The organism is Bacillus sp. JJ1562, from assembly GCF_036962705.1.
Classification (GTDB): Bacteria; Bacillota; Bacilli; order Bacillales; family Bacillaceae_L; genus Ferdinandcohnia.
Genome location: NZ_JBALOQ010000014.1, coordinates 1 through 24,932 on the forward strand (window position 1 = coordinate 1; position 24,932 = coordinate 24,932).

Genomic DNA, 24,932 nt, shown 5'->3' on the forward strand with positions numbered 1-24,932 from the left:
GGCAAACAAAAGATCAGCCGATATGGTTGGTCTTTTTTTGTTGCCTTAAAGATTAATTCAGGATTCGTGACCATTTCGCGATTAAAGTTGTTATAAAAGTAACGAAAACTCTGGAATCGTACCCGTTTTTTAATTGGGATGTAGAGAAGAGTAAGGCAAAGTGCTTAATCATTCCTATTTGATGATTGAATTGTAAAAAAGGGTAACGTACCATAAACGATATATCTTCTAGTCGAATAACGATAAATGATATACCGCAAACGACATAAACGATATATCACCCAGCCGAAAAACAAGAAATGGTATACCGTAAATGGCTTAAACGGTATATCGCTCAGTTACTAAACAATAAATGATATACCGCAAACGGCATAAACGATATATCGCGGAGCTGCAAAACAATAAATGATACACCGCAAACACGCTAAAGGGTATACGACCCAGCGAAATAACCGCAAATTTGCTAATTGATATACCACAAATTTCCATATTAGTTAAAACTTTTTTAAACTAAGACATACACAAACTAGCTCCCGAACTTCATAGATTACTAAATAAACTAAATTACAACTGTTCGTTATTTTTATAATTGTGTATACATTTTGATGAATCCGGGCAAAATATGTGTATGGAGGTGGAGGCAATGAGTTCACTCGCAAATAGAAATCATTATGGGGAAACGTGTATTATATGTGAGCAAGAGAAAAAGAGAGGCATACACCTTTATACAAGATTCATTTGTTTGGATTGTGAACAAGACATAATCCGTACGGAAACAAATGATCTTAAGTATCAATTTTATTTAGATAGGCTTAAAAAGGTTACTACCCCAGAGATATATTCATAGTTTCAAACCGCTTGGAATTGCTTTCGCGTTAGGGGCAATCTCAAGTTGTTGTCGGACCTAGTAGTATAGGTCCCTTTTTTTGTTTTATAATAAGGTTAGTACATAAGAAAGGTATATATAACTATGAAACAACAACAAACGCCATTGTTTGATGCACTCGATGGTCATGTGAAGTTAAGACCTCAATCGATGCATGTACCAGGTCATAAATACGGACAAGTATTTTCAAGTAGGGGTTATACCTATTTTCATAAAGTATTAGAAATTGATGCAACAGAATTAACTGGACTCGATGATCTGCATCATCCTGAAGGGGCCATTTTGGAAGCTCAAGAGTTAGTGGCAGATTTATATGGGGTCGAAAAAAGCTACTTTTTAGTAAATGGTTCGACGGTGGGAAATTTAGCAATGATTCTTGCGTCATGTTCTGAAAATGATATTGTTCTTGTGCAACGAAATTCCCATAAATCCATTTTAAATGGGTTAAAGATGGCAGGAGCTCGACCTGTTTTTCTTCATCAGACGTATGATAATGAAGTGCAGGCTGCCTCCTATGTTTCCTTTACAACAGTAAAAGAGGCATTTGATACATACAAACAAATTAAAGCTGTTATCTTAACGAGTCCCAACTATTATGGAATGGTGAATCCAAATGAATTGGCCCAGATTATTACATATGCACATGAAAAAGGAGCAGCAGTATTAATTGATGAAGCACATGGAGCTCATTTTATGTTAAAAGGTTTTCCTTCTTCAGCTGTTTCTTTAGGTGCTGATATTGTCGTGCATTCTGCGCATAAGACTCTCCCAGCGATGACAATGGGCTCCTTATTACATCTAAATAGTAATTTCATTCAAAATGAAGAGGTCGAGTCATACCTGCAAATTTTGCAATCAAGTAGTCCATCCTATCCAATTATGGCCTCACTTGATCTTGCTAGGCATTATCTTGCTACTATGAAGGAAAAGGGTCCGAACAAAATCATTGAAAAAATTACTGCTTTTACTAATAGGCTCGAAGCAATACCACAAATAAAGGTTGTGACTTCGAAAAACCAAGACGTCCAAACAGACCTATTAAAGCTTACTATCCAATCTCAATGTGAGCTAAATGGATATGAGCTACAAAGTTCCTTTGAAAAAGAAGGCCTTTTTACCGAAATGGCAGACCCAAACAATGTGCTTTTTGTGTTGCCATTATCAGAGGGCTTTGATGCTGATGAAATTTTTAGTAAAATAAGTTGTGCTGTTCAGGAATATTCGCCGATTAAACGTAAATTTATTGATTTACATGATGAAGGAAAGACAGTTTCCACTCTTGAACTTTGTTATAATCAAATAAAAGTGTACAATAAAAAGGTTGTTTCGTTTGAAGATGCAATTGGAAACATTTCCGGAGAAATGATTATACCGTACCCCCCAGGGATTCCTGTCTTAATGGAAGGAGAATGTGTAACTGAACGACACATTGAAATCCTTACTACCTATATTGAGACAGGTGCACATTTCCAAGGTGGGGACATGAAGGGAAAGTATATAAAGATATTAGATATGTAAGGAGCTTGAAAAGAATTGGCAGGTTATTTTATAACATTTGAAGGACCTGAGGGTGCGGGTAAAACAACCGTATTAGGAATACTTCAGGAAGAGCTTTCAAAAAAAGGATATGATGTCGTTACCACTAGAGAACCAGGTGGAATTGATATAGCAGAACAAATTCGTTCTGTCATTTTAGATAAGAACAATACGAAAATGGATGGACGTACTGAGGCGCTTTTATACGCTGCTTCTCGCCGTCAGCATTTAGTTGAGAAAGTTATCCCAGCTTTAGAAGAAGGAAAAATAGTCCTGTGTGATCGATTTGTTGATAGCTCACTGGCATATCAGGGGTATGCGCGAGAGCTAGGAATTGATGAGGTTTTATCGATTAATGAATTTGCTATTAATGGGCTTATGCCTTCGCTTACCCTTTTCTTTGATATTCAGCCTGAAAAAGGACTAACAAGAATTAAAAAGAATGATGAAAGAGAAGTTAACCGCCTTGATCTAGAGAAGCTTTCCTTTCACCAAAAGGTGTATGAAGGATATCTAATGGTTGCAGATCGTTTTAAGGACCGGTTCCACACGATTAATGCAGAGAATTCAATCGAAACAGTAACGAAGGAAGCACTTGAAATGATTGAAAAACATTTAAATAAAGCCTAATCATTCGAATTACCTCAAAAGTCTGATGATTTTTGAGGTTTTTCTTTTCGTTCTGGCTATATTTGGTATAGAATAAAGACAACTAATGGACATTTGCACATATAGTTACCAAATTTCGTAATATGAAGGAACACATAAAAGTGATAAAATAAAGGGAGGCAATATGATGAAGCTAGTCGTTGCAGTTGTACAGGATAAGGACAGCAACCGTTTGTCACAGGCATTAGTTGAACATAATTTTAGAGCAACAAAGCTTGCTACAACAGGTGGTTTTCTAAAATCAGGTAATACTACGTTTCTTGTAGGTACAGAGGACATCCGTATAAATAAATTATTAGATATTATCAAGGATAATTGCAAACATCGGGAGCAAATGATTGCCCCTGTTTCACCAATGGGTGGCAATGCAGATTCCTTTGTTCCATTCCCAGTGAAGGTTGAAGTGGGTGGCGCTACGGTGTTTGTGTTACCGATTGACGAGTTCCATCAATTTTAAGTAGGTGTTTTATTCTTCATGAAAATAAACCAGGATTTTCGTGTCAATATAGATAAAAATCAGCAAAACACATCTAATAAAGTTTCGGGCAATCTTACTTTTAGCAAAATTGTTCATCAAGAAGGAAATAAGCTTCAAATGGAACAATTGACGAAGCTACTTTCTCAAATTGACATGGCGGGAGAGCGACTCTCTCGCTCTCAAACTTTTCAGGATTTGGCTTCCTATAAATCCCTTGTGAAACGCTTTATCCATGAGGCTGTAGAGTATGGGATGGATGTTAAAGAGTCCCACAGCTGGAACTTTAATGGACAAGGGAGAACACATAAGCTTGTTGAGGAAATCGATAAGGAACTTTTGGATTTAACTGAACAAATGGTTAACCAAGAAAAAGGGTCAATCGATATTCTCGGAAAAGTTGGATTAATAAAAGGACTATTAATTAACTTATATACGTGATTTGAAAGAGTGATATATGGTGGGAAAAACATGGGAACAACTTCAGGAATATCAACCACTTGTCCTAAAAATGGTTGAAAATAGTCTCAAGAAGAACAGAGTGGCCCATGCTTACTTATTTGAGGGAAGCCGAGGGACGGGCAAAAAGGAAGTAGGCTTTCTTTTGGCTAAAAGTATTTTCTGTCAGCATCCAAATGGGTATAGACCGTGCAATGAATGTACAAATTGCCGCAGGATTTCATCGGGAAACCACCCCGATGTCCATGTCATTGAGCCAGATGGTCAATCGATTAAAAAGTGGCAAATCCAAGCATTACAAGAAGAGTTTTCAAAAACGGGTGTAGAGTCAAATCGTAAAGTGTATTTGATTAATCATGCTGATAAAATGACAACAAATGCCGCAAATAGTTTGTTGAAATTCCTAGAAGAGCCGACAAGTCAAACAGTGGCGATTTTGTTAACTGAACAAATCCATCGGATCTTAAATACGATTTTATCCCGATGCCAGGTTTTATCGTTTCAGCCACTCGCTCCAAAGGTCATTTCTGAGCGGCTAATCGATGAAGGAATATCACCTACGATTGCTTTACTTGTTGCACATACAACCAATAATTTAGAGGAAGCTCGTGAATTAAGCGAGGATGCTTGGTTTGGACAGTCCCGTTCAATAGTGTTACAATTATATGAAGTAATCCATACAAGGCCAACTCATGCTTTCTTTTTTCTGCAGGACCAATGGTTGCCGCATTTTAAAGAGAAGGAGCAGCTTAGCTTTGGTTTAGATATATTATTGCTTATTTTTAAAGATTTATTATATATACAGCTTGGTGATGAAGAAAAGCTTATTTTTCATGACCAGATTACTAGCTTAAAACAACATGCACTTCAGACGTCAACAAGACGTGTGAGTGATCAAATAGCAGCGGTATTAGAGGCGAAACGTCGCCTATACACCAACATGAACCCACATTTATTAATGGAGCAATTGGTAATAAAGTTACAGGAGGGATATAAGCTTGTATGATGTAGTTGGTGTACGCTTTAAAAAAGCGGGTAAAATCTATTACTTTGATCCAAATGGTTTTACAATTCCCGATGGCGAATATGTCATTGTCGAAACGGTTAGAGGAATTGAATTTGGCAAGGTTGTTATAAATAAAAAGCAAGTCGATGAAAATGACATCGTACTTCCATTGAAAAAGGTTATCCGCATTGCGGATTCAAAGGATAAATTAATTGTAGAAGAAAATAAAGCAGCGGCTAAAGAGGCGTATGATGTATGCCAGGAAAAAGTAGTAGAGCATAGCCTTGATATGAAGCTTGTTGATGTAGAATATACGTTTGATAGAAATAAAGTAATCTTCTATTTTACAGCAGATGGACGTGTTGATTTCCGTGAATTAGTGAAGGATTTAGCGGCAATCTTCCGTACAAGAATTGAATTAAGACAAATTGGTGTACGTGATGAAGCCAAAATGCTAGGTGGAATTGGTCCATGTGGAAGAATGCTTTGTTGCTCAACCTTCTTAGGTGATTTTGAGCCGGTTTCAATTAAGATGGCAAAAGATCAAAACCTTTCGTTAAACCCTACTAAAATATCAGGTTTATGTGGTCGCTTAATGTGCTGTCTAAAATATGAGAATGATGAATACGAAAGTGCAAAGGAACAGCTTCCAGACCTCGGCGATATGATTGAAACAACAAGTGGAACTGGGAAGGTTGTTGGACTCAATATTTTAGAACGAGTACTTCAGCTAGAATTAATTGGCCGTGAACGAGTTGTCGAATATACGTGGGAGGAACTACTGAAAGAAGGAGCGATTTCGATTCAAGCCACAGAATGACGAGGTGGAGTGCGTGGATAAAAAAGATATTTTTGAATCTGTTAGTAGTATGGAGACTCAAATTGGAAATCTGTATACTCAGCTAGGAGAATTAAAAGAACATCTTGGGCAATTACTTGAAGAGAATCACAATCTAAAAATGGAGAATGACCTTTTACGTCGCCGACTTGATCAATCCATTTCTAAGAAAAAAGAAGAAAAAAATGATAAAGCTTTACAAGAAGCTAGGCTAGTTGATATCGGTGAAGGATATGATAATTTAGCTAGACTTTATCAGGAGGGCTTCCACATTTGTAATGTTCACTATGGAAGTGTTCGTTCTGATGGCGACTGCTTATTTTGTCTCTCCTTTTTAAATAAGAAATAGGTCCTTTCCAACAGGGGAGGACTTTTTCAATTCTATGGAAAAGCCTTATAATGATACATAGATAACATAACTGTAAGGAAGGAAAAATAATGCAATGGTTCAATTACATGATGATGAACGATTAGATCATTTGTTAGCAGAGAATTTAAGAATCATCCAAAGCCCTTCTGTCTTTGCTTTTTCATTGGATACGGTGCTTTTAGCAAGATTTGTGTATGTACCGATTCAAAAAGGAAAAATCATTGATTTGTGTACAGGCAATGGTGTCATCCCATTATTATTAAGCAGGAGATCAAAGGCAGAGATTACAGGTGTTGAAATTCAAGATCGTATTTATGATATGGCAAAACGTAGCATTGAGTACAATGAACTTTCAAATCAGCTTTCGATTATTCACGGGGATATTAAGGACATGCCAGAAAAGCTGGGTCATGGAAAATATGATGTTGTGACCTGTAATCCTCCATATTTTCCATCGCCAAAAGACGATAATATCAATAAAAATGAACACCTTGCGATTGCTCGACATGAAATTTTTTGTACATTAGAAGATGTTGTCCGTGTAAGTAGCCAATTGGTTAGGCAAGGAGGTAAGGTTGCATTAGTTCATCGCCCAGGTCGATTAATGGATATTCTTACCTTAATGAGACATTACCAAATTGAGCCAAAGCGTTTGCAATTTGTCCATCCAAGACTCGGAAAAGAGGCAAATACCATTTTAGTTGAAGGAATCAAACAGGGAAATGCAGATTTGAAAATTTTACCTCCACTATATGTATACGATGAACATAATGAGTATACAAAAGAGATAAGGACCATTCTCTATGGAGACGAATAAGCACTATTTTTATGTCGTGGAGTGCAAGGATAGAACCTATTATGCAGGTTATACAACAGATGTTCAACAAAGAATGAAAAAGCATAATGAGGGAAAAGGAGCCAAATATACAAGAGGAAGAGGCCCGATTACACTATTATTTGCTCAGGAATTTGAAACGAAAGAAGAAGCGATGCGTGCAGAATACAGATTTAAACAATTAAAGCGGCCTGAGAAGGAACAGATACTGGCAATGGAAAGTGAGGAGCGATATGTGGCAGCAAAAAAGCTTTCAACCAAATTATGAATATGGAACCTTATATCTCGTTCCAACTCCAATTGGGAATTTGGAGGATATGACTTTCCGCGCAATTAAAATAATGAAAGAATCTGCTTTTATTGCAGCAGAAGATACAAGACAAACAAAAAAGCTTTGCAATTACTTTGAAATTGAAACACCTGTGATTAGTTATCATGAACATAATAAAAAGGTGAGCGGGGATAAAATCCTAACTATATTACGAGAAGGAAAAGATGTGGCACTCGTAAGTGACGCAGGCATGCCTACGATTTCTGATCCAGGCTACGAACTAGTTGTCGAGGCGGTTCAGGAACAAATGTATGTTGTGCCACTTCCGGGTGCGAATGCTGCATTAACATCTTTAATTGCCTCCGGAATTAGTACGCAACCCTTTTATTTTTACGGTTTTCTAGACCGAAATAAGAAAGAAAAACGAAAACAGTTGGAAGGCTTAGGACATATTCAAGCAACGATGCTTTTTTATGAAGCACCACATCGCTTAAAAGAAACACTGAAGATCATGAGAGAGGTACTTGGAAATCGCAAAATAACGGTTTCTAGAGAATTAACGAAGAAGTTTGAAGAGTTTATTCGTGGAGACCTGGATGAGGTTCTTGCGTGGACAGAGGAGGATACGGTTCGCGGAGAGTTTTGTCTTGTTGTGGAGGGAACTCATCTTAGTGAAGACGACCTTGCTGAGGTCTGGTGGGAAGAACTATCAATCGAACAACATGTTAACCACTATGTGGAGTCCGGGTCCATGACAACAAAAGAGGCAATTAAACAAGTTGCAAAAGACCGAAAACAGCAAAAGAGAGAAATTTACCAAGAATATCATGGTTTGTAAAAATGAAAAAAGCCTCTCAGGATGAGAAGCTTTTTTCATAACATCTATTATTTTACAACTGTAAGGTTATCTTGAAGTTCTTTAAGGATTTGTTCAGCACCTTCACGGCTAAGAACAATCTTACCATTACCTAGAGTGAAATTATCATCAGAGATTTCACCTGTAATTTGGCAAGTCATATTTGGCTTGTATTTCTTTAAAATGATTTTGTCATCGTCAACATAGATTTCAAGAGCATCCTTTTCAGCGATGTCTAATGTACGACGAAGCTCGATAGGAATAACAACACGACCTAATTCGTCAACTTTACGAACAATACCTGTAGATTTCATTTGTTTTTCTCCTCTCAATATTTCTATTTATCTCTCTTTATCGTCAATTTTCGACAAATTGATTTCTAGATAATAATATCAAGATTTCCATTTAACGTCAATCATTTTAACTACAATTCTTTTAAAATATGTATAAAAATGGTACGTGGTGTCGTATAACAGAAGGGTTTTATGAGGTCTTTACATTACCAATCTACTATATTTTTTGAAAAAGTCTGTACCATAATAGTGGAAAAAACGTAGAATATTTTCGACAAAATTCTACAAAAACCAACCGAATTTTGTCGAAAAAAAGATGTGTTGAATTGTTTCTTATAATACATACGTATATAAATCTCTATAAATTGACATTCCACTTGTGCTTTAGGTATATTTTGAAGATATAATAGGAATAGATGAATAGGAATGTCTTGCTTATTCGGGCTATAACTTTTTTCACTCTAAAATTTTGTAGGACGAACACAATAAATGTATCCAATTCTGCGGGGGCAACCTTTATTGAAAAAAGTTAAGCCTCCGGCGGATGCCTCAGATTTTCAAAGGAAGTTTTTCGAGCAAGCTCGAAAAAATCTGGGCGCAAATACGCCAAGGCGCATTTGATTAAGAGGAGGTTTACCGATGGCTCAAGAGAATAAAACTTTTTATTTAACCACACCCATTTATTATCCAAGTGGGAAATTACATATAGGACACGCTTATACAACTGTAGCAGCGGATGCTATGGCTCGATATAAAAGACTACGTGGATATGATGTAATGTTTTTAACAGGAACTGATGAACATGGTCAAAAAATCCAACGTTCTGCAGCGGAAAAAGGTGTAACGCCACAAGAATATGTTGATGAGATTGTATCAGGCATTCAAGAACTATGGAAGAAACTTGAGATTTCCTACGATGATTTTATCCGTACAACGGAAGATCGACATAAAAAAGTTGTTCAAATGATTTTTGATCAACTAGTAAAACAAGGAGATATCTACCTTGATCAATACGAGGGCTGGTATTGTACGCCTTGTGAATCTTTCTTTACCGAAAGACAATTAGTCGATGGAAATTGCCCAGACTGTGGCCGTCCAGTTGAAAAGGTGAAGGAAGAATCTTATTTCTTTAAAATGAGTAAGTATGCAGATCGCTTGCTTAAGTACTATGAAGAAAATCCTGAATTCATCCAGCCCGAGTCCCGTAAAAATGAAATGATTAATAACTTTATTAAGCCTGGACTTGAGGATTTGGCTGTATCAAGAACAACCTTTGATTGGGGAATTAAAATACCTGGTGATCCAAAGCATGTAATTTACGTATGGATTGATGCGCTATCAAACTATATTACAGCTTTAGGTTACGGTACAGAAGATGATACTAAATACCAAAAATATTGGCCAGCTGATGTTCATTTAGTCGGAAAGGAAATCGTTCGTTTCCATACGATCTATTGGCCAATTATGCTGATGGCATTGGACCTACCATTGCCGAAAAAAGTATTTGCCCATGGTTGGTTGTTAATGAAGGATGGCAAAATGTCAAAATCAAAGGGAAATGTCGTTGATCCAGTCACATTAATTGATCGTTATGGACTTGATTCTCTACGTTATTACCTATTACGTGAGGTACCTTTTGGTGCTGATGGTGTATTTACCCCAGAAGGATTCGTTGAAAGAATCAATTTTGATTTAGCAAATGACTTAGGAAACTTACTAAATCGAACTGTAGCGATGATTGGGCGATATTTTGATGGTAAAATTCCAGCTTATCAAGGAAATCGATCAGAGTATGATACTCAGTTAGCGAATTTCGCTGTGGAAACTGTTGCAAAATACGAAGAGGCAATGGAGAAAATGGAGTTTTCTGTTGCACTTACAGCCCTATGGCAGTTTATAAGCCGTACAAATAAATACATTGATGAGACTCAGCCATGGGTTGTTGCAAAAGATGAAGCGAAAATAGATGAATTAGGTTCTATCATGAGTCACTTAGCGGAATCTCTACGCTTTGCAGCCATTATGCTTGAACCATTCTTAATTAAAACTCCAGGAGAAATTTTTGCACAACTAGGTATTAAAGATGATGCATTGAAAACATGGGAAAGCTTAACTCAATTTGGAATTAAGTCAGAAGGCATTCAGGTTACAAAGGGTGAGCCGATTTTCCCTCGTTTAGAAATTGCCGACGAAGTTGAATATATTAAGGAAAAAATGCAGGGTGGTACGAAAAAAGAAGAGCCTGTAAAGGAAGAGCATGTAAAGGAAGTTGAACAAGCTGATGAAATCACAATCGATGATTTCATGAAGGTTGAGCTTCGTGTTGCGCAAGTGCTTCAAGTAGAGCCAGTGAAAAAGGCTGATAAGCTTTTAAAGCTTCAATTAGATTTAGGCTTTGAAAAGCGCCAGGTTGTTTCTGGTATTGCACAGTATTATACTCCTGAAGAACTAGTAGGTAAAAAGGTGATCTGTGTGACGAACCTTAAACCTGTAAAACTTCGCGGTGAGCTATCACAAGGTATGATTCTAGCAGGATCTGTTGATGGAAAACTATCGGTCGCAACGATTGATCAAAGCCTACCAAATGGAGCTAAAGTTAAATAACAAGAAAAGCGTAAGGCGCCCGCTTATCGGCGACAAGCACAAGACGAGCGCTGACAGAAGGTGCATTTTACCTTCCGAAGCGATTGGCTTATGACCTCGAGCCGATGGCGCCTGGAGCTAGACACGAAAAAGGACAGAGCTATCTGTCCTTTTTACATACGAAAATTCAGTAATAAAGGAGTCTGTATGATGTTAATTGATACACATGCACATTTAAATGCGATACAGTATCAAGACGATTTAGATGAAGTAATCGAAAGAGCACTTAGTGAAGGTGTAGAAAGAATTGTAGTCGTCGGTTTTGACCGCGAAACGATCACAAGAGCGATTGAATTAGCGGATCAATATGAATTTATCTATGCAACAATCGGTTGGCATCCCGTTGATGCGATTGATATGACGGATGAAGACCTCGAGTGGATTGAAGAGCTTAGTGCCCATCCAAAGGTTGTGGCATTAGGAGAAATGGGTCTTGATTACCACTGGGATAAGTCTCCGAAGGATATTCAAAAGGAAGTCTTCAGAAAACAAATCAGTTTAGCAAAGAAAGTAAAACTACCTATTATTATTCATAATCGAGAAGCAACAGCTGATATTATCGAGATTCTACAAGAAGAGAATGCCAGTGAAGTGGGAGGGATTATGCACTGCTTTACTGGTAGTATCGAAGTTGCCAAACAATGCATCGACATGAATTTTTACATATCATTTGGTGGCCCTGTGACCTTCAAAAATGCGAAAAAACCAAAAGAAGTGGCAGCAGAAATTCCACTGGATCGCCTTTTAATTGAAACGGATTGTCCTTATTTAACTCCACATCCTTTTCGGGGAAAACGAAATGAACCAAGCTATGTGAAATATGTAGCAGAGCAAATTGCAGAGCTAAAAGGGGTCTCATTTGAGGAAATTGCCGAAAAAACGTCCGACAATGCGAAGCGATTTTTCGGCATAAAATGATAGCAATTTTTGTCAGAAAATAGGGTAGCTTGTCCTATAATAAGTTGATTAGAAAAAGTTCTACATGTCTCCTTCGTCTCATATATATCTTTGTCGACAACTAATCCTTCCTTTTTAAAAACTCTTCTTGCATAATATTTTACAACGGTGACGTAAAAAAGGGGTGGGGTTGACAGATTAATATATCCTTTATATAATCCACTGAGAGAAGGAGGCGTTTTTCATTTGCTTAAAAACATGAAAAAACTGTTTTCCGAGTCGAAGCACAAAAAGAGATTAATAGTCGCGATAAGTAGTTTTATAGTATTAGCAGGTACTGGTACAGGATATGCTGCATATGAAACCACTAAGGATACAGTTACACTATCATTAAATGGAAATGAGCAAGTTATAAGGACGCACGCAAACACGGTTGCTGAAGTTCTACAGGATTTAGAGATTGATGTCTCAAAGCATGACGAGCTTTCACCATCTATGGATACGGCAATCAAGAATAATATGAAGGTGTCGTGGCAAGAGGCCATTCCAGTTGAGCTTGTTGTCGATAACCAACCACAAAAGGTCTGGACAACAGTCAAAACCGTGGGAGATCTTTTCAAAGATGAGAAGGTAGAAATAACGGAGCACGATAAAGTCAATCCGAGTTTAGATACAAAGTTAACAAAAGATATAAAAGTAGAAGTTGAAAGGGCATTTCAACTTACGCTTAATGACGGCGGAACTGAAAGTCAAGTTTGGTCCACTTCGACTACTGTCGCTGACTTTTTAAAAGGTCAAAATGTTGCACTAAATGAATTGGATCGCGTAGAGCCAGGGATGGAAGAACAGATTACAGCAAATAGTGTCGTTAATGTTGTACGAGTAGAAAAAGTCACCGATGTAGTGGAAGAATCAGTTGCCTTTGCAGTTGTTCGGAAAAAAGACAACAGCATTGATAAAGGCAAAGAAAAGGTTGTAACTCCTGGTCAAGAGGGTAAAGTTGCAAAACACTATGAAGTTGTTCTTGAGAATGGAAAAGAAGTTTCAAGAGAGCTAACTAAAACAGAAAGCCTAACGGATAGCAAGGATAAGGTTGTTGCAGTTGGTACACGTGAAATCGTGCAACAGGTTTCCCGTGGTACAGCTAATGTAGCAAACGAATTCTATGTATCTTCTACAGCATATACAGCTTATTGTAGCGGGTGTTCAGGTACAACTGCTACAGGTTTGGATCTTCGTGCAAATCCAAATGTTAAGGTTATTGCAGTTGATCCAAGTATCATTCCTTTAGGTACAAAAGTATATGTCGAAGGATATGGCTATGCAGTAGCTGCTGACAAGGGTACCGCGATTAAAGGTCATAAGATTGATGTCTTTTTCTCCGAGAAATCACAAGCCTATCGTTGGGGGCAACGAAAGGTCAAAATTCAAATCTTAAATTAACTTGCGTTCAACAGAGGAGATTCTCCTCTGTTTTTTTATGTCTTTTTCCTCTATTTTTATGCTTATGTCTTTTTTGTTATAATTATGTAATATTTGTATCTATATTGTTAGACGAAATAAATCGAGAAAGGTTTCAAAAAAAATGAAAATAAAAGAAATAATTGTTGTGGAAGGAAAAGATGACACTGTTGCGATTAAGCGGGCTGTCAATGCCGATACAATTGAAACAAACGGTTCAGCCGTTAATAAAGAAGTGCTAGAACGAATTAAACATGCTCATGAAGTGAGAGGAGTTATTGTTTTTACAGACCCGGACTACCCAGGTGAACGAATTCGTAAAATCGTCGCAAAAGCCGCTCCAGGATGTAAGCATGCGTTTTTACCTAAAAATGAGGCACTTGCAAAGTCAGGTAAAAAGGTAGGCGTTGAACATGCCACTCCAGAGGCGATTAGGAAGGCCTTAGCGGACGTAAAACAAGAACAGGAAGACTTTCACTCGGAAATTGAATTTGACGCCCTAGTGGACGCAGGATTAATTGGTGGAAGCAAGGCGAAGAAACGAAGGGAAAAGCTAGGCGTTCTTTTAAAAATTGGTTATACTAACGGAAAACAGCTTTATAAGCGTCTACAGATGTTCCAAATCACAAAAGAGGCATTTGACCAGGCCGTTGAAAAAGTATTACAGGGGGAAAGGCAAAGTGATTAAAGATATAGCCACACCTATTAGAACGAGAGCTATTTTAGAAAAGCATGGTTTTTCTTTTAAGAAAAGCTTAGGACAGAACTTTTTAATTGATACAAATATACTACATCGCATCGTTGACCATGCGGAAGTTACAGAAGAAACAGCTGCGATCGAGATTGGACCAGGGATTGGTGCGTTAACTGAGCAGCTTGCTAAGCGAGCGAAAAAAGTTGTTGCATTTGAAATTGATGGGCGACTTTTACCGATTTTAGCAGACACCCTATCTCCGTATCCAAACGTCGAAATTATCCATGAAGATGTTTTAAAGGCAGATGTCGAGTCTGTCATAAATGAAAAAATGCAGGGAATCGATGATATCATGGTAGTCGCTAATCTCCCTTATTATGTAACAACGCCAATAATTATGAAGTTGCTAACAGAAAACCTCCCATTAAGGGGAATTGTTGTTATGCTTCAAAAGGAAGTGGCAGACCGGATTTCAGCTGTGCCTGGTACAAAGGATTACGGCTCCTTGTCGATTGCCATCCAATACTACACAACCGCTGAAACAGTCATGACGGTTCCTAAAACCGTATTTGTTCCCCAGCCAAATGTGGATTCAGCAGTAATACGTTTGTTAAAAAGAAAGGAACCTGCTGTTAAAGTAGAAAATGAGTCCTTCTTTTTTGATGTTGTTCGTGCATCTTTTGGACAAAGGAGAAAGACAATCTTAAATAACTTGACCTCTAATCTGCCAAATGGAAAGGCAAATAAAGAGGCAATTGAGGGCTGTTTAGCCACTTCAAATATTGACCCAAGACGCCGTGGGGAAACCCTATCGATTGAGGAATTTGGGCGTCTAAGTGATGAATTATATAAAACATTAAACTAAGGGCTTAATGTTGCAGTAGGTCCTTTTTTCTATATCAAAATGTCTGCCTCCTTTCTCCTCACCACATTGCGTTATGCTGCATAGGCTAACAAGAAGGCATCTCAATAGCGGAAATAACCTCGAAAGTTGGAGTGGGTGAGGATGGATATAAAAGTTGGCGATTTTGTTGCACGAAAATCACATCAGTTTGACTTATTGTTCAAAGTAACAGAAATAACACATGACCAAACTGTTAATTTATATGGTGAGGATGTAAGGTTAATTGCAGATGCTCCGTATGATGACTTAGTCCTAGTTGACGAGGATGAAAGACTAGAAAGGAAACGAACAGATCGGGAAAAAGTGGATCATTCCTATCGACTATTTCGACAAGATTATCAGTTAGTTAGACAAAAAAGTGAATACCATGCTACAGGTGGGTATTCAAATGATGCAGAGTTTTTTCAAATCCCAGGAAGAGTTCTGCATATTGATGGTGACCCCAACTATCTAAATAAGTGCCTTGCGTTATATGAAAAAATTGGTGTTCCAGTATATGGGTTTCACTGTCATGAAAGGGAAATGCCTGAAAGGATTGATGAATTACTTGATAGATATAGACCCGATATTCTAGTTATAACAGGTCATGATGCTTATTCTAAATCAAAGGGAAAGGTTACGGAGCTAAAAGCGTACCGACATTCCCGACATTTTGCTCAAACAGTTCGACAAGCTAGAAAAAGATTTCCACATTTAGATCAGCTTGTCATCTTTGCAGGCGCCTGTCAGTCACATTTTGAATCTTTGATACGGGCGGGGGCAAATTATGCAAGTTCACCGTCTAGAGTCAATATACACGCCTTAGACCCTGTATATATTGTAGCGAAAATTAGTTTTACGCCATTTGATGAAAGAATCCATGTATGGGATGTTCTCCGCAATACATTAACAGGAGAAAAAGGCTTAGGTGGGATTGAAACAAAGGGTGTATTACGAACTGGTATGCCTTATCAAAAATTGGTTGATGATTAGGGGATTGGGGATCTCTAACGACGTAACGCTAGAGATCCTCTTGGTATTTTATTACATATTATAGAGGGTAAAAATTTTGTCGATGAAAAGAAATCTTGATTTATATACATATTGGCTACACTTTTGAACATACTATTGGTTGTGTGCTGAAAAATTTGTAGGAAAAAATTCATTGACAAGTATTTTGTATCATTGTTATAATTTTAGTTTTGTTTGACGTTCGGCGTTTATTTTGGTATACTAATACATAGTGAGGTGGAGTGAAATGGCAAAAACTTTGCTTGATATTAAACGGTCTCTAGATACGAATTTAGGTAAGCGACTTACATTAAAGGCAAATGGTGGTCGTAGAAAGACAATTGAGCGATCAGGAGTGCTCGCTGAAACGTACCCCTCTGTATTTGTAATTGAACTAGACCAGGATGAGAATTCCTTTGAGCGGGTTTCATACAGCTATGCTGATATCCTTACAGAAACCGTTCAATTAACCTTCTTTGAAGAGACATCCGGGAACGTAGCTATAAGTGGGCAGTAGACTTCATTGTTTGCTGCTTTTTTATTTTTTCAAAAAAACGTAGTACTTTAGTATAAAGTACTACGTTTTTTGTTTAAAAAAGATGAAATAGGATATTATTTGTTACTATAACTAACCCTATGAATGTCGTAGATGAAGAAAGGGGTTGTAGTTATTGGGAAGACGTCGTGGTATCATGTCAGAAGCTTTTAAAGAAGAATTAGCAAAAGAACTCGGGTTTTACGATACCGTTAAAAATGAAGGTTGGGGTGCAATCCGATCACGTGATGCTGGAAATATGGTAAAACGTGCAATTGAAATTGGACAACAACAGCTTGCCAATAAAGGACAGAACCAATAAGAGTGTGTATTTAAAAAGGAGGATGAAGAGGACCGAGAATTTCAAGGCGGTGCAGCTTTGAGTACCGGAGCGTATGCAGTTAATACGTGAGGAACGGAGAAGCAAGCCAACGCAGAAATTCGATGCGTCATATTCACCGCACTTTTTAAACATCCTCTAAAACAGGTCTTTGAACTACGACGCCGAAGCAGAATTGCTTCGGCTTTCTTTATATAGGTAAAAGGTCATTATATACAAATTTCATAAAAAACAGTACAGACACTTTTGTATCACTGTTTTACCATGTTTACTTTATGGTACAATGGCAATATTGAATTTACGTTTAAAGCAGGTGTTTTCATGAAACTATTAGTTAAAGCCCCAGCGAAGATCAATTTGGCGCTAGATGTTTTACATAAACGTCAGGATGGTTATCATGAGGTGCGGATGATTATGACAACCATTGATCTATCGGACAGGCTTGAATTATCCGATTATGAGGGAGATGAAATTAAGGTCATTTCTCATAATCGCTTTGTACCAGATGACAGTCGTAACTTGGCATACCAAGCCGCCAATTTACTAAAAAAACGATATGGTGTGAAAAAAGGTGTAGTCATTTCGATTACAAAATCAATTCCAGTGGCTGCAGGATTAGCTGGAGGAAGCAGTGATGCGGCCGCAACGTTGCGAGGATTAAACAAATTTTGGGACCTAGGACTCAGTTTGGATGAGCTTGCATCAATTGGTGCGGAAATTGGCTCAGATGTATCTTTTTGTGTCTATGGAGGGACCGCACTCGCTACGGGTAGAGGAGAAATTATTTCAGAATTACCCGCACCACCACATTGCTGGGTCATTTTAGCAAAGCCAACAATTGGTGTTTCAACAGCGGAAGTATATCGAAATCTATCCATTGATCAAATTAACCATCCAGATGTGGATGGAATGATTCGGGCAATCGAAACGAAGGACTTTGATGGGATTTGTAATCGAGTTGGAAATGTTTTAGAGGACGTAACCTTAAAGCTTCATCCAGAAGTGGCTCATATTAAAGACCAAATGAAACGATTTGGTGCGGATGCGGTATTAATGAGCGGGAGTGGCCCAACTGTTTTTGGGCTTGTTCAAAGAGAATCTAGAATGCAACGTATTTATAACGGATTACGTGGTTTTTGTGACCAGGTCTATGCGGTACGACTGCTCGGTGAACGAAATAAAGTTTAACTTTATTCAGAAGAAATACACTAGTTATATGTGGGGAATTAATGTAAAAGAGTATACATCGGTTGGTGGTTTAAACCTAACTGAATAAAGTTAAAGCCTCCAGCGGATGCCACGATTTTTAAAAGGCAATTTTTCGAACATATGATCAAAGACTAAGAGTGCCACATCCTGATGTCTTCGTCTTTGTGACCCACCTCGTGTGGGCATAAAAAAATCGGGCAGAAAATACGCTAAGGCGTATTTGATTATAACGTACGTTAATGATATATTATCAATAAAACATTCGGTTTTTTGGAGGCAGTCATGAAATTTAGACGGAGTAGTAGACTTGTTGATATGACAAATCACTTGCTTTTACACCCACAGCACCTTGTATCTCTTACCTATTTTGCTGATAAATATGATTCTGCGAAGTCCTCAATTAGTGAAGATTTGGCGATTATCAAGCAGACCTTTGAGCAACAAGGAATTGGTACATTAATCACTGTGGCGGGAGCAGCTGGTGGTGTGAAATTTATTCCAATGGTCGGGGAAGAAGAAGCAAGTAAGGTTGTTAATGAGCTTTGTGAAGTAATAGCAAATCCAGATCGGCTTCTTCCGGGTGGATATTTATATTTAACTGATATACTTGGAGACCCTAGAATTGTGAATAATATCGGGAAAATCTTTGCTTCAATCTATTCCAATCACGAGATTGACGTTGTGATGACAGTTGCAACAAAGGGAATCCCTCTTGCATACGCAGTTGCTTCGTACTTAGATGTACCTGTAGTGATTGTAAGGCATGGCAATCGCGTGACGGAAGGTTCTACCGTGAGTATTAATTATGTTTCTGGATCAACAAAGCGGATTCAGACGATGGTATTGGCAAAAAGAAGCCTGAAGGAAGGGTCTAATGTTTTAATCGTCGATGACTTTATGAAAGCTGGCGGCACTGTTAAAGGAATGGTCAGTATTCTTGAAGAATTCAATGCGAATCTAAAAGGGATCGGTGTTCTCGTTGAGTCGGAAGACGTCGAAGAGAGACTTGTAGATGAATACATATCCTTAGTAAAGTTAACAGATGTTGATGTAAAGGAAAAACAAATAAAAGTAACGGTGGGTAATTATGAGTCCTACCTACAGAAAGTTGAAATTGAGGACGAGATGGGGGAAGAAGAATGAGACAAGTTCAAACAAACCAGGCTCCGGCAGCAATTGGACCATATTCACAAGGGATCATTGTAAACAATATGTTTTTTAGCTCAGGCCAAATTCCGTTAACACCGGCTGGGGAATTAGTGAGTGGTGGAATTAAAGAACAGACAGTACAGGTTTTTAAAAACCTTCAAGCTGTCTTGGCTGAAGCAGGTGCGTCATTAGATACTGTCGTAAAAGCAACTGTATTTATTAAAAATATGGACGACTTTGCAGAACTAAATGAAATTTATGGAGAATTCTTTGCTGGACATAAACCAGCTCGCTCAACTGTTGAGGTAGCAAGACTTCCTAAGGATGTTTTGGTTGAAATTGAAGTTATTGCGCTAGTGAAATAAGTCTTTTTTTACAAATATTCTGTTCATTTACAAAAAAGTATGAATCTTTTTAAAAAAATATTTAATATTTAGCAGGAGTTTCCGATTTTCCGTTGAATATGAATAACTAAGTTTTTATATAGTTAAAAAGGTGGTGAACAGAATGGAAGTGACAGACGTTAGATTACGCCGCGTTAATACTGAAGGTAGAATGAGAGCGATTGCATCAATTACGTTAGACCATGAATTTGTTGTTCATGACATTCGTGTAATTGACGGCAATAATGGTTTATTTGTTGCTATGCCGAGCAAACGTACTCCTGATGGAGAGTTTCGTGATATCGCTCATCCAATTAACTCAAGTACGCGTGGAAAGATCCAAGATGCAGTACTAGCTGAGTATCACCGTTTAGGTGAAGTAGAGGTTGAGTTTGAAGAAGCAGGAGCATCTTAAAATAAACGTATATAGCATCGAAGAGCCTACATCCTGATAGGCTCTTTTTCTTATCCCCAAAATATATCCTGCTTCCCTCATATAAAAATTTCCAATCAAAAAAATCATGTACTTATGTTAGTTTCCTTGAAAATGGACTCTTTTTAAGATATATTCGAAATGGATAAAAAGGTTTAACTTTATTCTGTCGAGGTGAACCCTTGATAGAATAAAGTCAAAGCCTCCGGCGGATGCCACAGATTTTCAAAGGTAATTTTCTGCGGAAAATGCATCCACAGATTGAAGTCCTGTGGTAATGTCTTTGTGACCCACCTCGTGTGGACCTAAAAAATCTGGGCGCAAATTCACCGAGGCGAATTTGATATGGAGGCCTGAACATGACAAATCGATATGGCGTAATTTTGGCCGCAGGGCAAGGAACACGCATGAAATCAAAGCTTTATAAGGTTCTACACCCTGTTTGTGGAAAACCAATGGTACAACATGTAGTGGATCAGATTTCAACACTCTCCCTACAAAAACTTGTGACAATCGTTGGACATGGAGCGGAAAAAGTAAAAGCACAAATTGGTGATAAAAGTGAATATGCTCTTCAAGCAGAGCAATTAGGTACTGCACATGCCGTAATGCAGGCAGCAAACCACTTAGCAAACGAAAAGGGAGTAACTTTGGTTGTTTGTGGTGATACTCCTCTTATTACAGCAGAGACAATGGAAGCCTTACTAAAGCAGCATGAGGATGCTGGGGCAAAAGCAACAATCCTTACAGCTGTAGCGGGAGAGCCAACAGGCTATGGAAGAATTGTCCGCAATGCAGAAGGACATGTAGAGCGCATTGTTGAACATAAAGATGCAACAGATGAAGAACGTACAATTACCGAAATTAATACTGGAACATATTGTTTCGATAACGAAGCATTATTTGAGGCACTTTCAAATGTATCGAATGATAATGTACAAGGGGAGTATTATCTTCCTGATGCGATTGAAATCCTGAAAAACAAAGGTGAAATCGTGTCTGCATTCCAAACGGTTTCTTTTGATGAAACGCTTGGAGTAAATGATCGTTATGCCTTATCACAAGCGGAAAAACTAATGAAACAAAGAATTAATAAACATCATATGTTGAATGGTGTAACGATCATTGATCCTGATAATACTTACATTTCCGCTGATGCAAAAATTGGTTCAGACACTGTGTTACATCCTGGAACGATGATAATCGGGGATGTTGAAATTGGAACTGATTGTGAGATTGGTCCAAATACAGAAATTAAGAACTGTAAAATTGGTGAAAGAACAGTAATCCGTCATTCTATAGCACATGATAGTAGTATTGGAAATGATGTAGCGATTGGACCGTTTGCACATATCCGTCCTGCCTCGCAAATTAGTGATAAAGTAAAGGTAGGCAACTTTGTTGAATTGAAAAAAGCTGTTTTCGGTGAAGGAAGTAAAGCCTCTCATTTAAGCTATATTGGGGATGCAGAGGTCGGCACAAATGTAAATATTGGATGTGGCTCTATCACTGTAAACTATGATGGAAAGAATAAATTTTTAACGAAAATTGAAGATAATGCCTTTATTGGTTGTAATTCAAATCTAGTGGCTCCGGTAACGGTCGGAAAAGGAGCATATGTTGCAGCAGGCTCAACCATTACAAGTGAAGTACCAAGCAACGCTCTTTCCATTGCAAGAGCACGTCAAGTGAATAAAGAGAATTATGTAGAACGTCTTGATCAAAAGAATAATTCCTAATGGAGGTCGGGTAAGATCATGTCTAAAGAATACCGTGACTCAAGTTTAAAGGTATTTTCGTTGAATTCGAATGCACCTTTGGCTGGGGAGATTGCTAAGTCGATTGGTGTTGAGCTTGGAAAATGCTCTGTCACACGATTTAGCGATGGAGAAGTTCAAATTAACATTGAAGAAAGTATTCGTGGATGTGATGTTTTCGTCATTCAATCAACGAGTGCACCTGTAAACGAACATATCATGGAAGTATTGATCATGATCGATGCATTAAGACGTGCATCCGCAAAGACGATTAATATTGTTATGCCTTATTACGGATATGCAAGACAGGATCGTAAAGCACGAGCACGTGAGCCAATTACTGCTAAGCTGATCGCCAATTTGTTAGAAACAGCAGGGGCAGACCGCGTGATTACATTAGACCTTCATGCTCCACAAATCCAAGGCTTTTTTGATATCTTAATTGACCATCTAATGGGTGTACCAATCCTCTCAGATTATTTCAAAAGCAAAAATCTGGAGGATATCGTGGTGGTTTCTCCTGACCACGGTGGGGTTACACGTGCTCGTAAAATGGCGGACCGACTTAAGGCTCCAATTGCGATCATTGATAAACGTCGACCAAGACCAAATGTGGCTGAGGTTATGAACATTGTTGGTAATATCGAAGGAAAAACAGCAATTTTAATTGATGATATTATTGATACAGCAGGAACAATTACATTAGCTGCAAATGCACTAGTTGAAAACGGTGCTTCAGAGGTGTATGCATGCTGTACACATCCTGTTTTATCAGGACCAGCAATTGAACGTATTCAAAATTCAAAAATCAAAGAATTGGTTGTTACCAATACAATCCGTTTACCTGAAGAGAAAAAGATCGATAAAATCAAAGAGCTTTCGGTTGCTCCGTTAATTGGTGAAGCAATTATCCGTGTTCATGAGCAACAATCTGTCAGCACGCTATTTGATTGATAAGAAAAGCGGAAAGAGTTAGTCCTTCTTTTTAAAAAGAGGGTTTACTTCACCATCTTTAGGGGAAATTTAGTAATATGACTAAATCTTCCAAGGATGGTGTATAACATGTCTGCAGTTTTAGAAGCGACAGAACGAGTAATAGATAAACATTCAACACTAACAAAAATTAGACAAGCGGGGAACTTCCCAGCGATTTTAAATGGTCCAAATCAAAGCCAACCGATTTTCGTAAGTAGTGCGGACTTTTTAAAAACGATTCGCGCTACCGGAAGAAATGGGATAATCAAGCTTTCAATTAACAATAACCAACATTCCGTCATGCTTCATGACATACAAACAGACCCAATTAAAAGTGAGATCATTCATGCGGATTTTCAAATTGTGAACATGTCAACAGAGGTAACTGTAGATGTGAATATTAATTTAGTTGGGGACGCAGTTGGTGTGAAGGATGGTGGAGTGCTTCAGCAGTCGATTCATCAGGTATCGATTTCTGCCCTTCCTACCGACATTCCACAAACCATTGATGTCGATGTGTCACAGGTAGAGGTTGGGGATGTTATTAAGCTTGATGATATAGATACGAAAGGTAAATATACCATTAATCAGGACTTGTCTCAGGTTGTGGCATCTGTACTAGCTCCTAGACAGGAAGAAGAGATTAGTACAGGCGAAGAGCAAGAGCCTGGTGAACCAGAAAATCTAGAAGGCAGAGAAACCAACGAATCCGAGTAATGTAACTTAAAAAGGACGAAAAGGTTGGACGTAATCAATACGGTTACGTCCTTTTGCCACAGGCACGCTAGCCTTTTATATAACTTTATTCAAGGGGGTTAACCCTCTGAATAAAGTTAAGCGTCCGGCGGATGCCTCAGATTTTTTAAAGGAAGTTTTTCGAGCCTGCTCGAATAAAATCTGGGAGCAAATACGCCTTGGCGCATTTGATTAAATGGGGGAAATAAACATGAAGCTAATTGTTGGGTTAGGAAATCCAGGTAGGCAGTATGAGGAAACAAGACATAATGTCGGCTTTAAGGTTATCGATGAGCTATCAGACAAATTACATATCTCTCTAGACAAAGCAAAATTCAACGGGGGGTTTGGACAAGGCCTAGTAAATGGGGAGAAGGTTCTACTTTTAAAGCCCCTTACATATATGAATTTATCGGGAGAAAGTATCAGGCCACTTATGGATTATTATGATATTCTAGTAGATGACATACTAATTGTATATGATGAGCTTGACCTTCCTGTAGGAAAGATCAGGCTCCGTGAAAAAGGAAGTGCTGGTGGCCATAATGGTATGAAGTCAATTATCAACCATTTGGGCACTCAAGAGTTTAAGCGCATTCGAATTGGAATCAACCGTCCAACAAATGGGATGAAAATAGCTGATTATGTCTTAGGGCGATTTCATGCAGAGGAGTCAGAGGATATAAAGGATGCGATCCAGAAGTCAGCAGAGGCTGCAGAAAAGTGGGTGTCAACACCATTTTTACAGGTAATGAATGAATTTAATGACTAGTGTAGTATGATAAACTATATCCAGTCGGGGTTCAGCCCAACTTAATATAGTTAGAGCCTCCGGCAGATGCCACGGTTTTTTAATGGGAATTTTTCAAGCAGTAAGATCAAAGACTAAAAACGCCACATCCTGATGTCTTCGTCTTTATGATCCATTTCCTGTGGGCCTAAAAATCGGGCGCAAATAAGCCAAGGCGCATCTGATAATTAGTAGTTGTGAATAAAGAATCTTTTCGAGGTTTATACTAGAATGTATAAACTTTTGAGTCGTAATCTCACGAGGAGGATTCTTATGTCACTACACTACCATTGTCGACATTGTGGTGTGAAGGTTGGTAGCATTGATAGCTTGTCCCTACATAGTGAAAGTCTCGGGTTCCATCAATTAACAGATCAAGAACGTCAAGAGATGATTTCATACCAAACAAATGGCGACATTCATGTAAAGACAATATGTGAGGATTGTCAGGAAGCATTGCAGCGTAACCCTGATTATCATCAATTTGAATCATTTATTCAATAAAATAAGAAAAAAGCTTTGGCCGACACACCAAAGCGTTTT

Annotated in this window: 29 protein-coding genes; 28 read left to right on the forward strand and 1 reads right to left on the reverse strand. The window is 38.1% G+C overall.

From position 1 onward, the window contains the following. The first annotated feature begins 643 nt into the window (after nt 1-643). From V7097_RS09015 to rsmI, 11 genes are all read left to right on the forward strand, one after another. Nucleotides 644-847, forward strand: coding sequence for a sigma factor G inhibitor Gin (locus V7097_RS09015; RefSeq protein WP_335703275.1), 204 nt, complete (start codon nt 644-646; stop codon nt 845-847). Nucleotides 848-970: 123 nt separating this feature from the next. Continuing rightward, nucleotides 971-2,404: an aminotransferase class I/II-fold pyridoxal phosphate-dependent enzyme gene (locus tag V7097_RS09020; protein WP_335703276.1), complete on the forward strand. Its 1,434-nt coding sequence runs from the start codon at nt 971-973 to the stop codon at nt 2,402-2,404. Between the two features lie 15 nt (nt 2,405-2,419). Next, nucleotides 2,420-3,052 carry a dTMP kinase gene (tmk, locus tag V7097_RS09025; RefSeq protein ID WP_335703277.1) on the forward strand — a complete coding sequence of 211 codons (633 nt, stop codon included), beginning with the start codon at nt 2,420-2,422 and terminating at the stop codon, nt 3,050-3,052. 166 nt (nt 3,053-3,218) lie between these two features. Continuing rightward, nucleotides 3,219-3,548: a cyclic-di-AMP receptor gene (locus V7097_RS09030; protein ID WP_335703278.1), complete on the forward strand. Its 330-nt coding sequence runs from the start codon at nt 3,219-3,221 to the stop codon at nt 3,546-3,548. 18 nt (nt 3,549-3,566) lie between these two features. Next, entirely contained in the window at nt 3,567-4,007 is a 441-nt protein-coding gene (locus V7097_RS09035; protein ID WP_335703279.1) for a YaaR family protein, read from the forward strand. Nucleotides 4,008-4,026: 19 nt separating this feature from the next. Continuing rightward, nucleotides 4,027-5,031 (forward strand): DNA polymerase III subunit delta', encoded by a 1,005-nt coding sequence (gene holB, locus V7097_RS09040; protein WP_335703280.1) that lies wholly within the window; start codon nt 4,027-4,029, stop codon nt 5,029-5,031. After that, nucleotides 5,024-5,851, forward strand: a complete 828-nt coding sequence (locus V7097_RS09045; protein WP_335703281.1) for a PSP1 domain-containing protein — start codon at nt 5,024-5,026, stop codon at nt 5,849-5,851. The genes holB and V7097_RS09045 overlap by 8 nt, the downstream gene beginning before the upstream one ends. 13 nt (nt 5,852-5,864) lie before the next feature. Continuing rightward, nucleotides 5,865-6,218: a DNA replication initiation control protein YabA gene (gene yabA, locus V7097_RS09050; RefSeq protein WP_335395201.1), complete on the forward strand. Its 354-nt coding sequence runs from the start codon at nt 5,865-5,867 to the stop codon at nt 6,216-6,218. Nucleotides 6,219-6,312: 94 nt separating this feature from the next. Further along, on the forward strand, nt 6,313-7,056 hold the full coding sequence (locus V7097_RS09055; RefSeq protein WP_335703282.1) for a tRNA1(Val) (adenine(37)-N6)-methyltransferase: 744 nt from the start codon (nt 6,313-6,315) through the stop codon (nt 7,054-7,056). Beyond that, the gene (locus tag V7097_RS09060) at nt 7,043-7,342 is read left to right on the forward strand and encodes a GIY-YIG nuclease family protein (protein ID WP_335703283.1); all 300 of its coding nucleotides are present in this window, start codon (nt 7,043-7,045) and stop codon (nt 7,340-7,342) included. Before V7097_RS09055 ends, V7097_RS09060 begins: the two co-directional genes overlap by 14 nt. Further along, nucleotides 7,308-8,183, forward strand: a complete 876-nt coding sequence (gene rsmI / locus V7097_RS09065; protein WP_335703284.1) for a 16S rRNA (cytidine(1402)-2'-O)-methyltransferase — start codon at nt 7,308-7,310, stop codon at nt 8,181-8,183. Before V7097_RS09060 ends, rsmI begins: the two co-directional genes overlap by 35 nt. Before the next feature lie 47 nt (nt 8,184-8,230). On the opposite strand, the gene V7097_RS09070 is transcribed toward rsmI, so the two are convergent. Next, nucleotides 8,231-8,515, reverse strand: coding sequence for an AbrB/MazE/SpoVT family DNA-binding domain-containing protein (locus V7097_RS09070; RefSeq protein WP_335703285.1), 285 nt, complete (start codon nt 8,513-8,515; stop codon nt 8,231-8,233). 618 nt (nt 8,516-9,133) lie between these two features. Here V7097_RS09070 and metG point away from each other — a divergent pair. The 17 genes from metG (at nt 9,134) to V7097_RS09155 (ending at nt 24,893) form a co-directional block, all read left to right on the forward strand. Next, nucleotides 9,134-11,098, forward strand: a complete 1,965-nt coding sequence (gene metG, locus V7097_RS09075) for a methionine--tRNA ligase (RefSeq protein ID WP_335703286.1) — start codon at nt 9,134-9,136, stop codon at nt 11,096-11,098. A gap of 189 nt (nt 11,099-11,287) precedes the next feature. Then, nucleotides 11,288-12,055, forward strand: coding sequence for a TatD family hydrolase (locus tag V7097_RS09080; protein WP_335703287.1), 768 nt, complete (start codon nt 11,288-11,290; stop codon nt 12,053-12,055). A 225-nt stretch (nt 12,056-12,280) separates the two neighbouring features. Continuing rightward, nucleotides 12,281-13,477 carry a ubiquitin-like domain-containing protein gene (locus tag V7097_RS09085; RefSeq protein WP_335703288.1) on the forward strand — a complete coding sequence of 399 codons (1,197 nt, stop codon included), beginning with the start codon at nt 12,281-12,283 and terminating at the stop codon, nt 13,475-13,477. 142 nt (nt 13,478-13,619) lie between these two features. Beyond that, nucleotides 13,620-14,183: a ribonuclease M5 gene (rnmV, locus tag V7097_RS09090; protein ID WP_335703289.1), complete on the forward strand. Its 564-nt coding sequence runs from the start codon at nt 13,620-13,622 to the stop codon at nt 14,181-14,183. Then, nucleotides 14,176-15,054: a 16S rRNA (adenine(1518)-N(6)/adenine(1519)-N(6))-dimethyltransferase RsmA gene (gene rsmA, locus V7097_RS09095; RefSeq protein ID WP_335703290.1), complete on the forward strand. Its 879-nt coding sequence runs from the start codon at nt 14,176-14,178 to the stop codon at nt 15,052-15,054. The genes rnmV and rsmA overlap by 8 nt, the downstream gene beginning before the upstream one ends. A 141-nt stretch (nt 15,055-15,195) precedes the next feature. Beyond that, the gene (gene yabG, locus V7097_RS09100) at nt 15,196-16,065 is read left to right on the forward strand and encodes a sporulation peptidase YabG (protein ID WP_335703291.1); all 870 of its coding nucleotides are present in this window, start codon (nt 15,196-15,198) and stop codon (nt 16,063-16,065) included. A 265-nt stretch (nt 16,066-16,330) separates the two neighbouring features. After that, nucleotides 16,331-16,600, forward strand: a complete 270-nt coding sequence (gene veg, locus V7097_RS09105) for a biofilm formation stimulator Veg (protein WP_335703292.1) — start codon at nt 16,331-16,333, stop codon at nt 16,598-16,600. A gap of 154 nt (nt 16,601-16,754) precedes the next feature. Beyond that, nucleotides 16,755-16,940, forward strand: coding sequence for a small, acid-soluble spore protein, alpha/beta type (locus tag V7097_RS09110; RefSeq protein ID WP_335365994.1), 186 nt, complete (start codon nt 16,755-16,757; stop codon nt 16,938-16,940). Between the two features lie 339 nt (nt 16,941-17,279). Continuing rightward, a complete protein-coding gene (gene ispE / locus V7097_RS09115) occupies nt 17,280-18,146 on the forward strand; it encodes a 4-(cytidine 5'-diphospho)-2-C-methyl-D-erythritol kinase (protein ID WP_335703293.1) in 867 nt (288 codons plus the stop codon). A gap of 303 nt (nt 18,147-18,449) precedes the next feature. Continuing rightward, nucleotides 18,450-19,310, forward strand: a complete 861-nt coding sequence (purR, locus tag V7097_RS09120; RefSeq protein WP_335703294.1) for a pur operon repressor — start codon at nt 18,450-18,452, stop codon at nt 19,308-19,310. Beyond that, nucleotides 19,307-19,681 carry a RidA family protein gene (locus tag V7097_RS09125; RefSeq protein WP_335703295.1) on the forward strand — a complete coding sequence of 125 codons (375 nt, stop codon included), beginning with the start codon at nt 19,307-19,309 and terminating at the stop codon, nt 19,679-19,681. The genes purR and V7097_RS09125 overlap by 4 nt, the downstream gene beginning before the upstream one ends. A 142-nt stretch (nt 19,682-19,823) precedes the next feature. Continuing rightward, nucleotides 19,824-20,114 carry a septation regulator SpoVG gene (gene spoVG, locus V7097_RS09130; RefSeq protein WP_010285377.1) on the forward strand — a complete coding sequence of 97 codons (291 nt, stop codon included), beginning with the start codon at nt 19,824-19,826 and terminating at the stop codon, nt 20,112-20,114. 377 nt (nt 20,115-20,491) lie between these two features. Continuing rightward, a complete protein-coding gene (gene glmU, locus V7097_RS09135) occupies nt 20,492-21,871 on the forward strand; it encodes a bifunctional UDP-N-acetylglucosamine diphosphorylase/glucosamine-1-phosphate N-acetyltransferase GlmU (protein WP_335703296.1) in 1,380 nt (459 codons plus the stop codon). An 18-nt stretch (nt 21,872-21,889) separates the two neighbouring features. Beyond that, nucleotides 21,890-22,843, forward strand: a complete 954-nt coding sequence (locus tag V7097_RS09140; RefSeq protein WP_335703297.1) for a ribose-phosphate diphosphokinase — start codon at nt 21,890-21,892, stop codon at nt 22,841-22,843. Between the two features lie 108 nt (nt 22,844-22,951). Then, nucleotides 22,952-23,581: a 50S ribosomal protein L25/general stress protein Ctc gene (locus V7097_RS09145; RefSeq protein WP_335703298.1), complete on the forward strand. Its 630-nt coding sequence runs from the start codon at nt 22,952-22,954 to the stop codon at nt 23,579-23,581. 229 nt (nt 23,582-23,810) lie between these two features. Continuing rightward, entirely contained in the window at nt 23,811-24,371 is a 561-nt protein-coding gene (gene pth / locus V7097_RS09150; RefSeq protein ID WP_335703299.1) for an aminoacyl-tRNA hydrolase, read from the forward strand. Nucleotides 24,372-24,662: 291 nt separating this feature from the next. Then, nucleotides 24,663-24,893, forward strand: a complete 231-nt coding sequence (locus V7097_RS09155; RefSeq protein ID WP_335703300.1) for an anti-sigma-F factor Fin family protein — start codon at nt 24,663-24,665, stop codon at nt 24,891-24,893. Nucleotides 24,894-24,932: the final 39 nt, after the last annotated feature.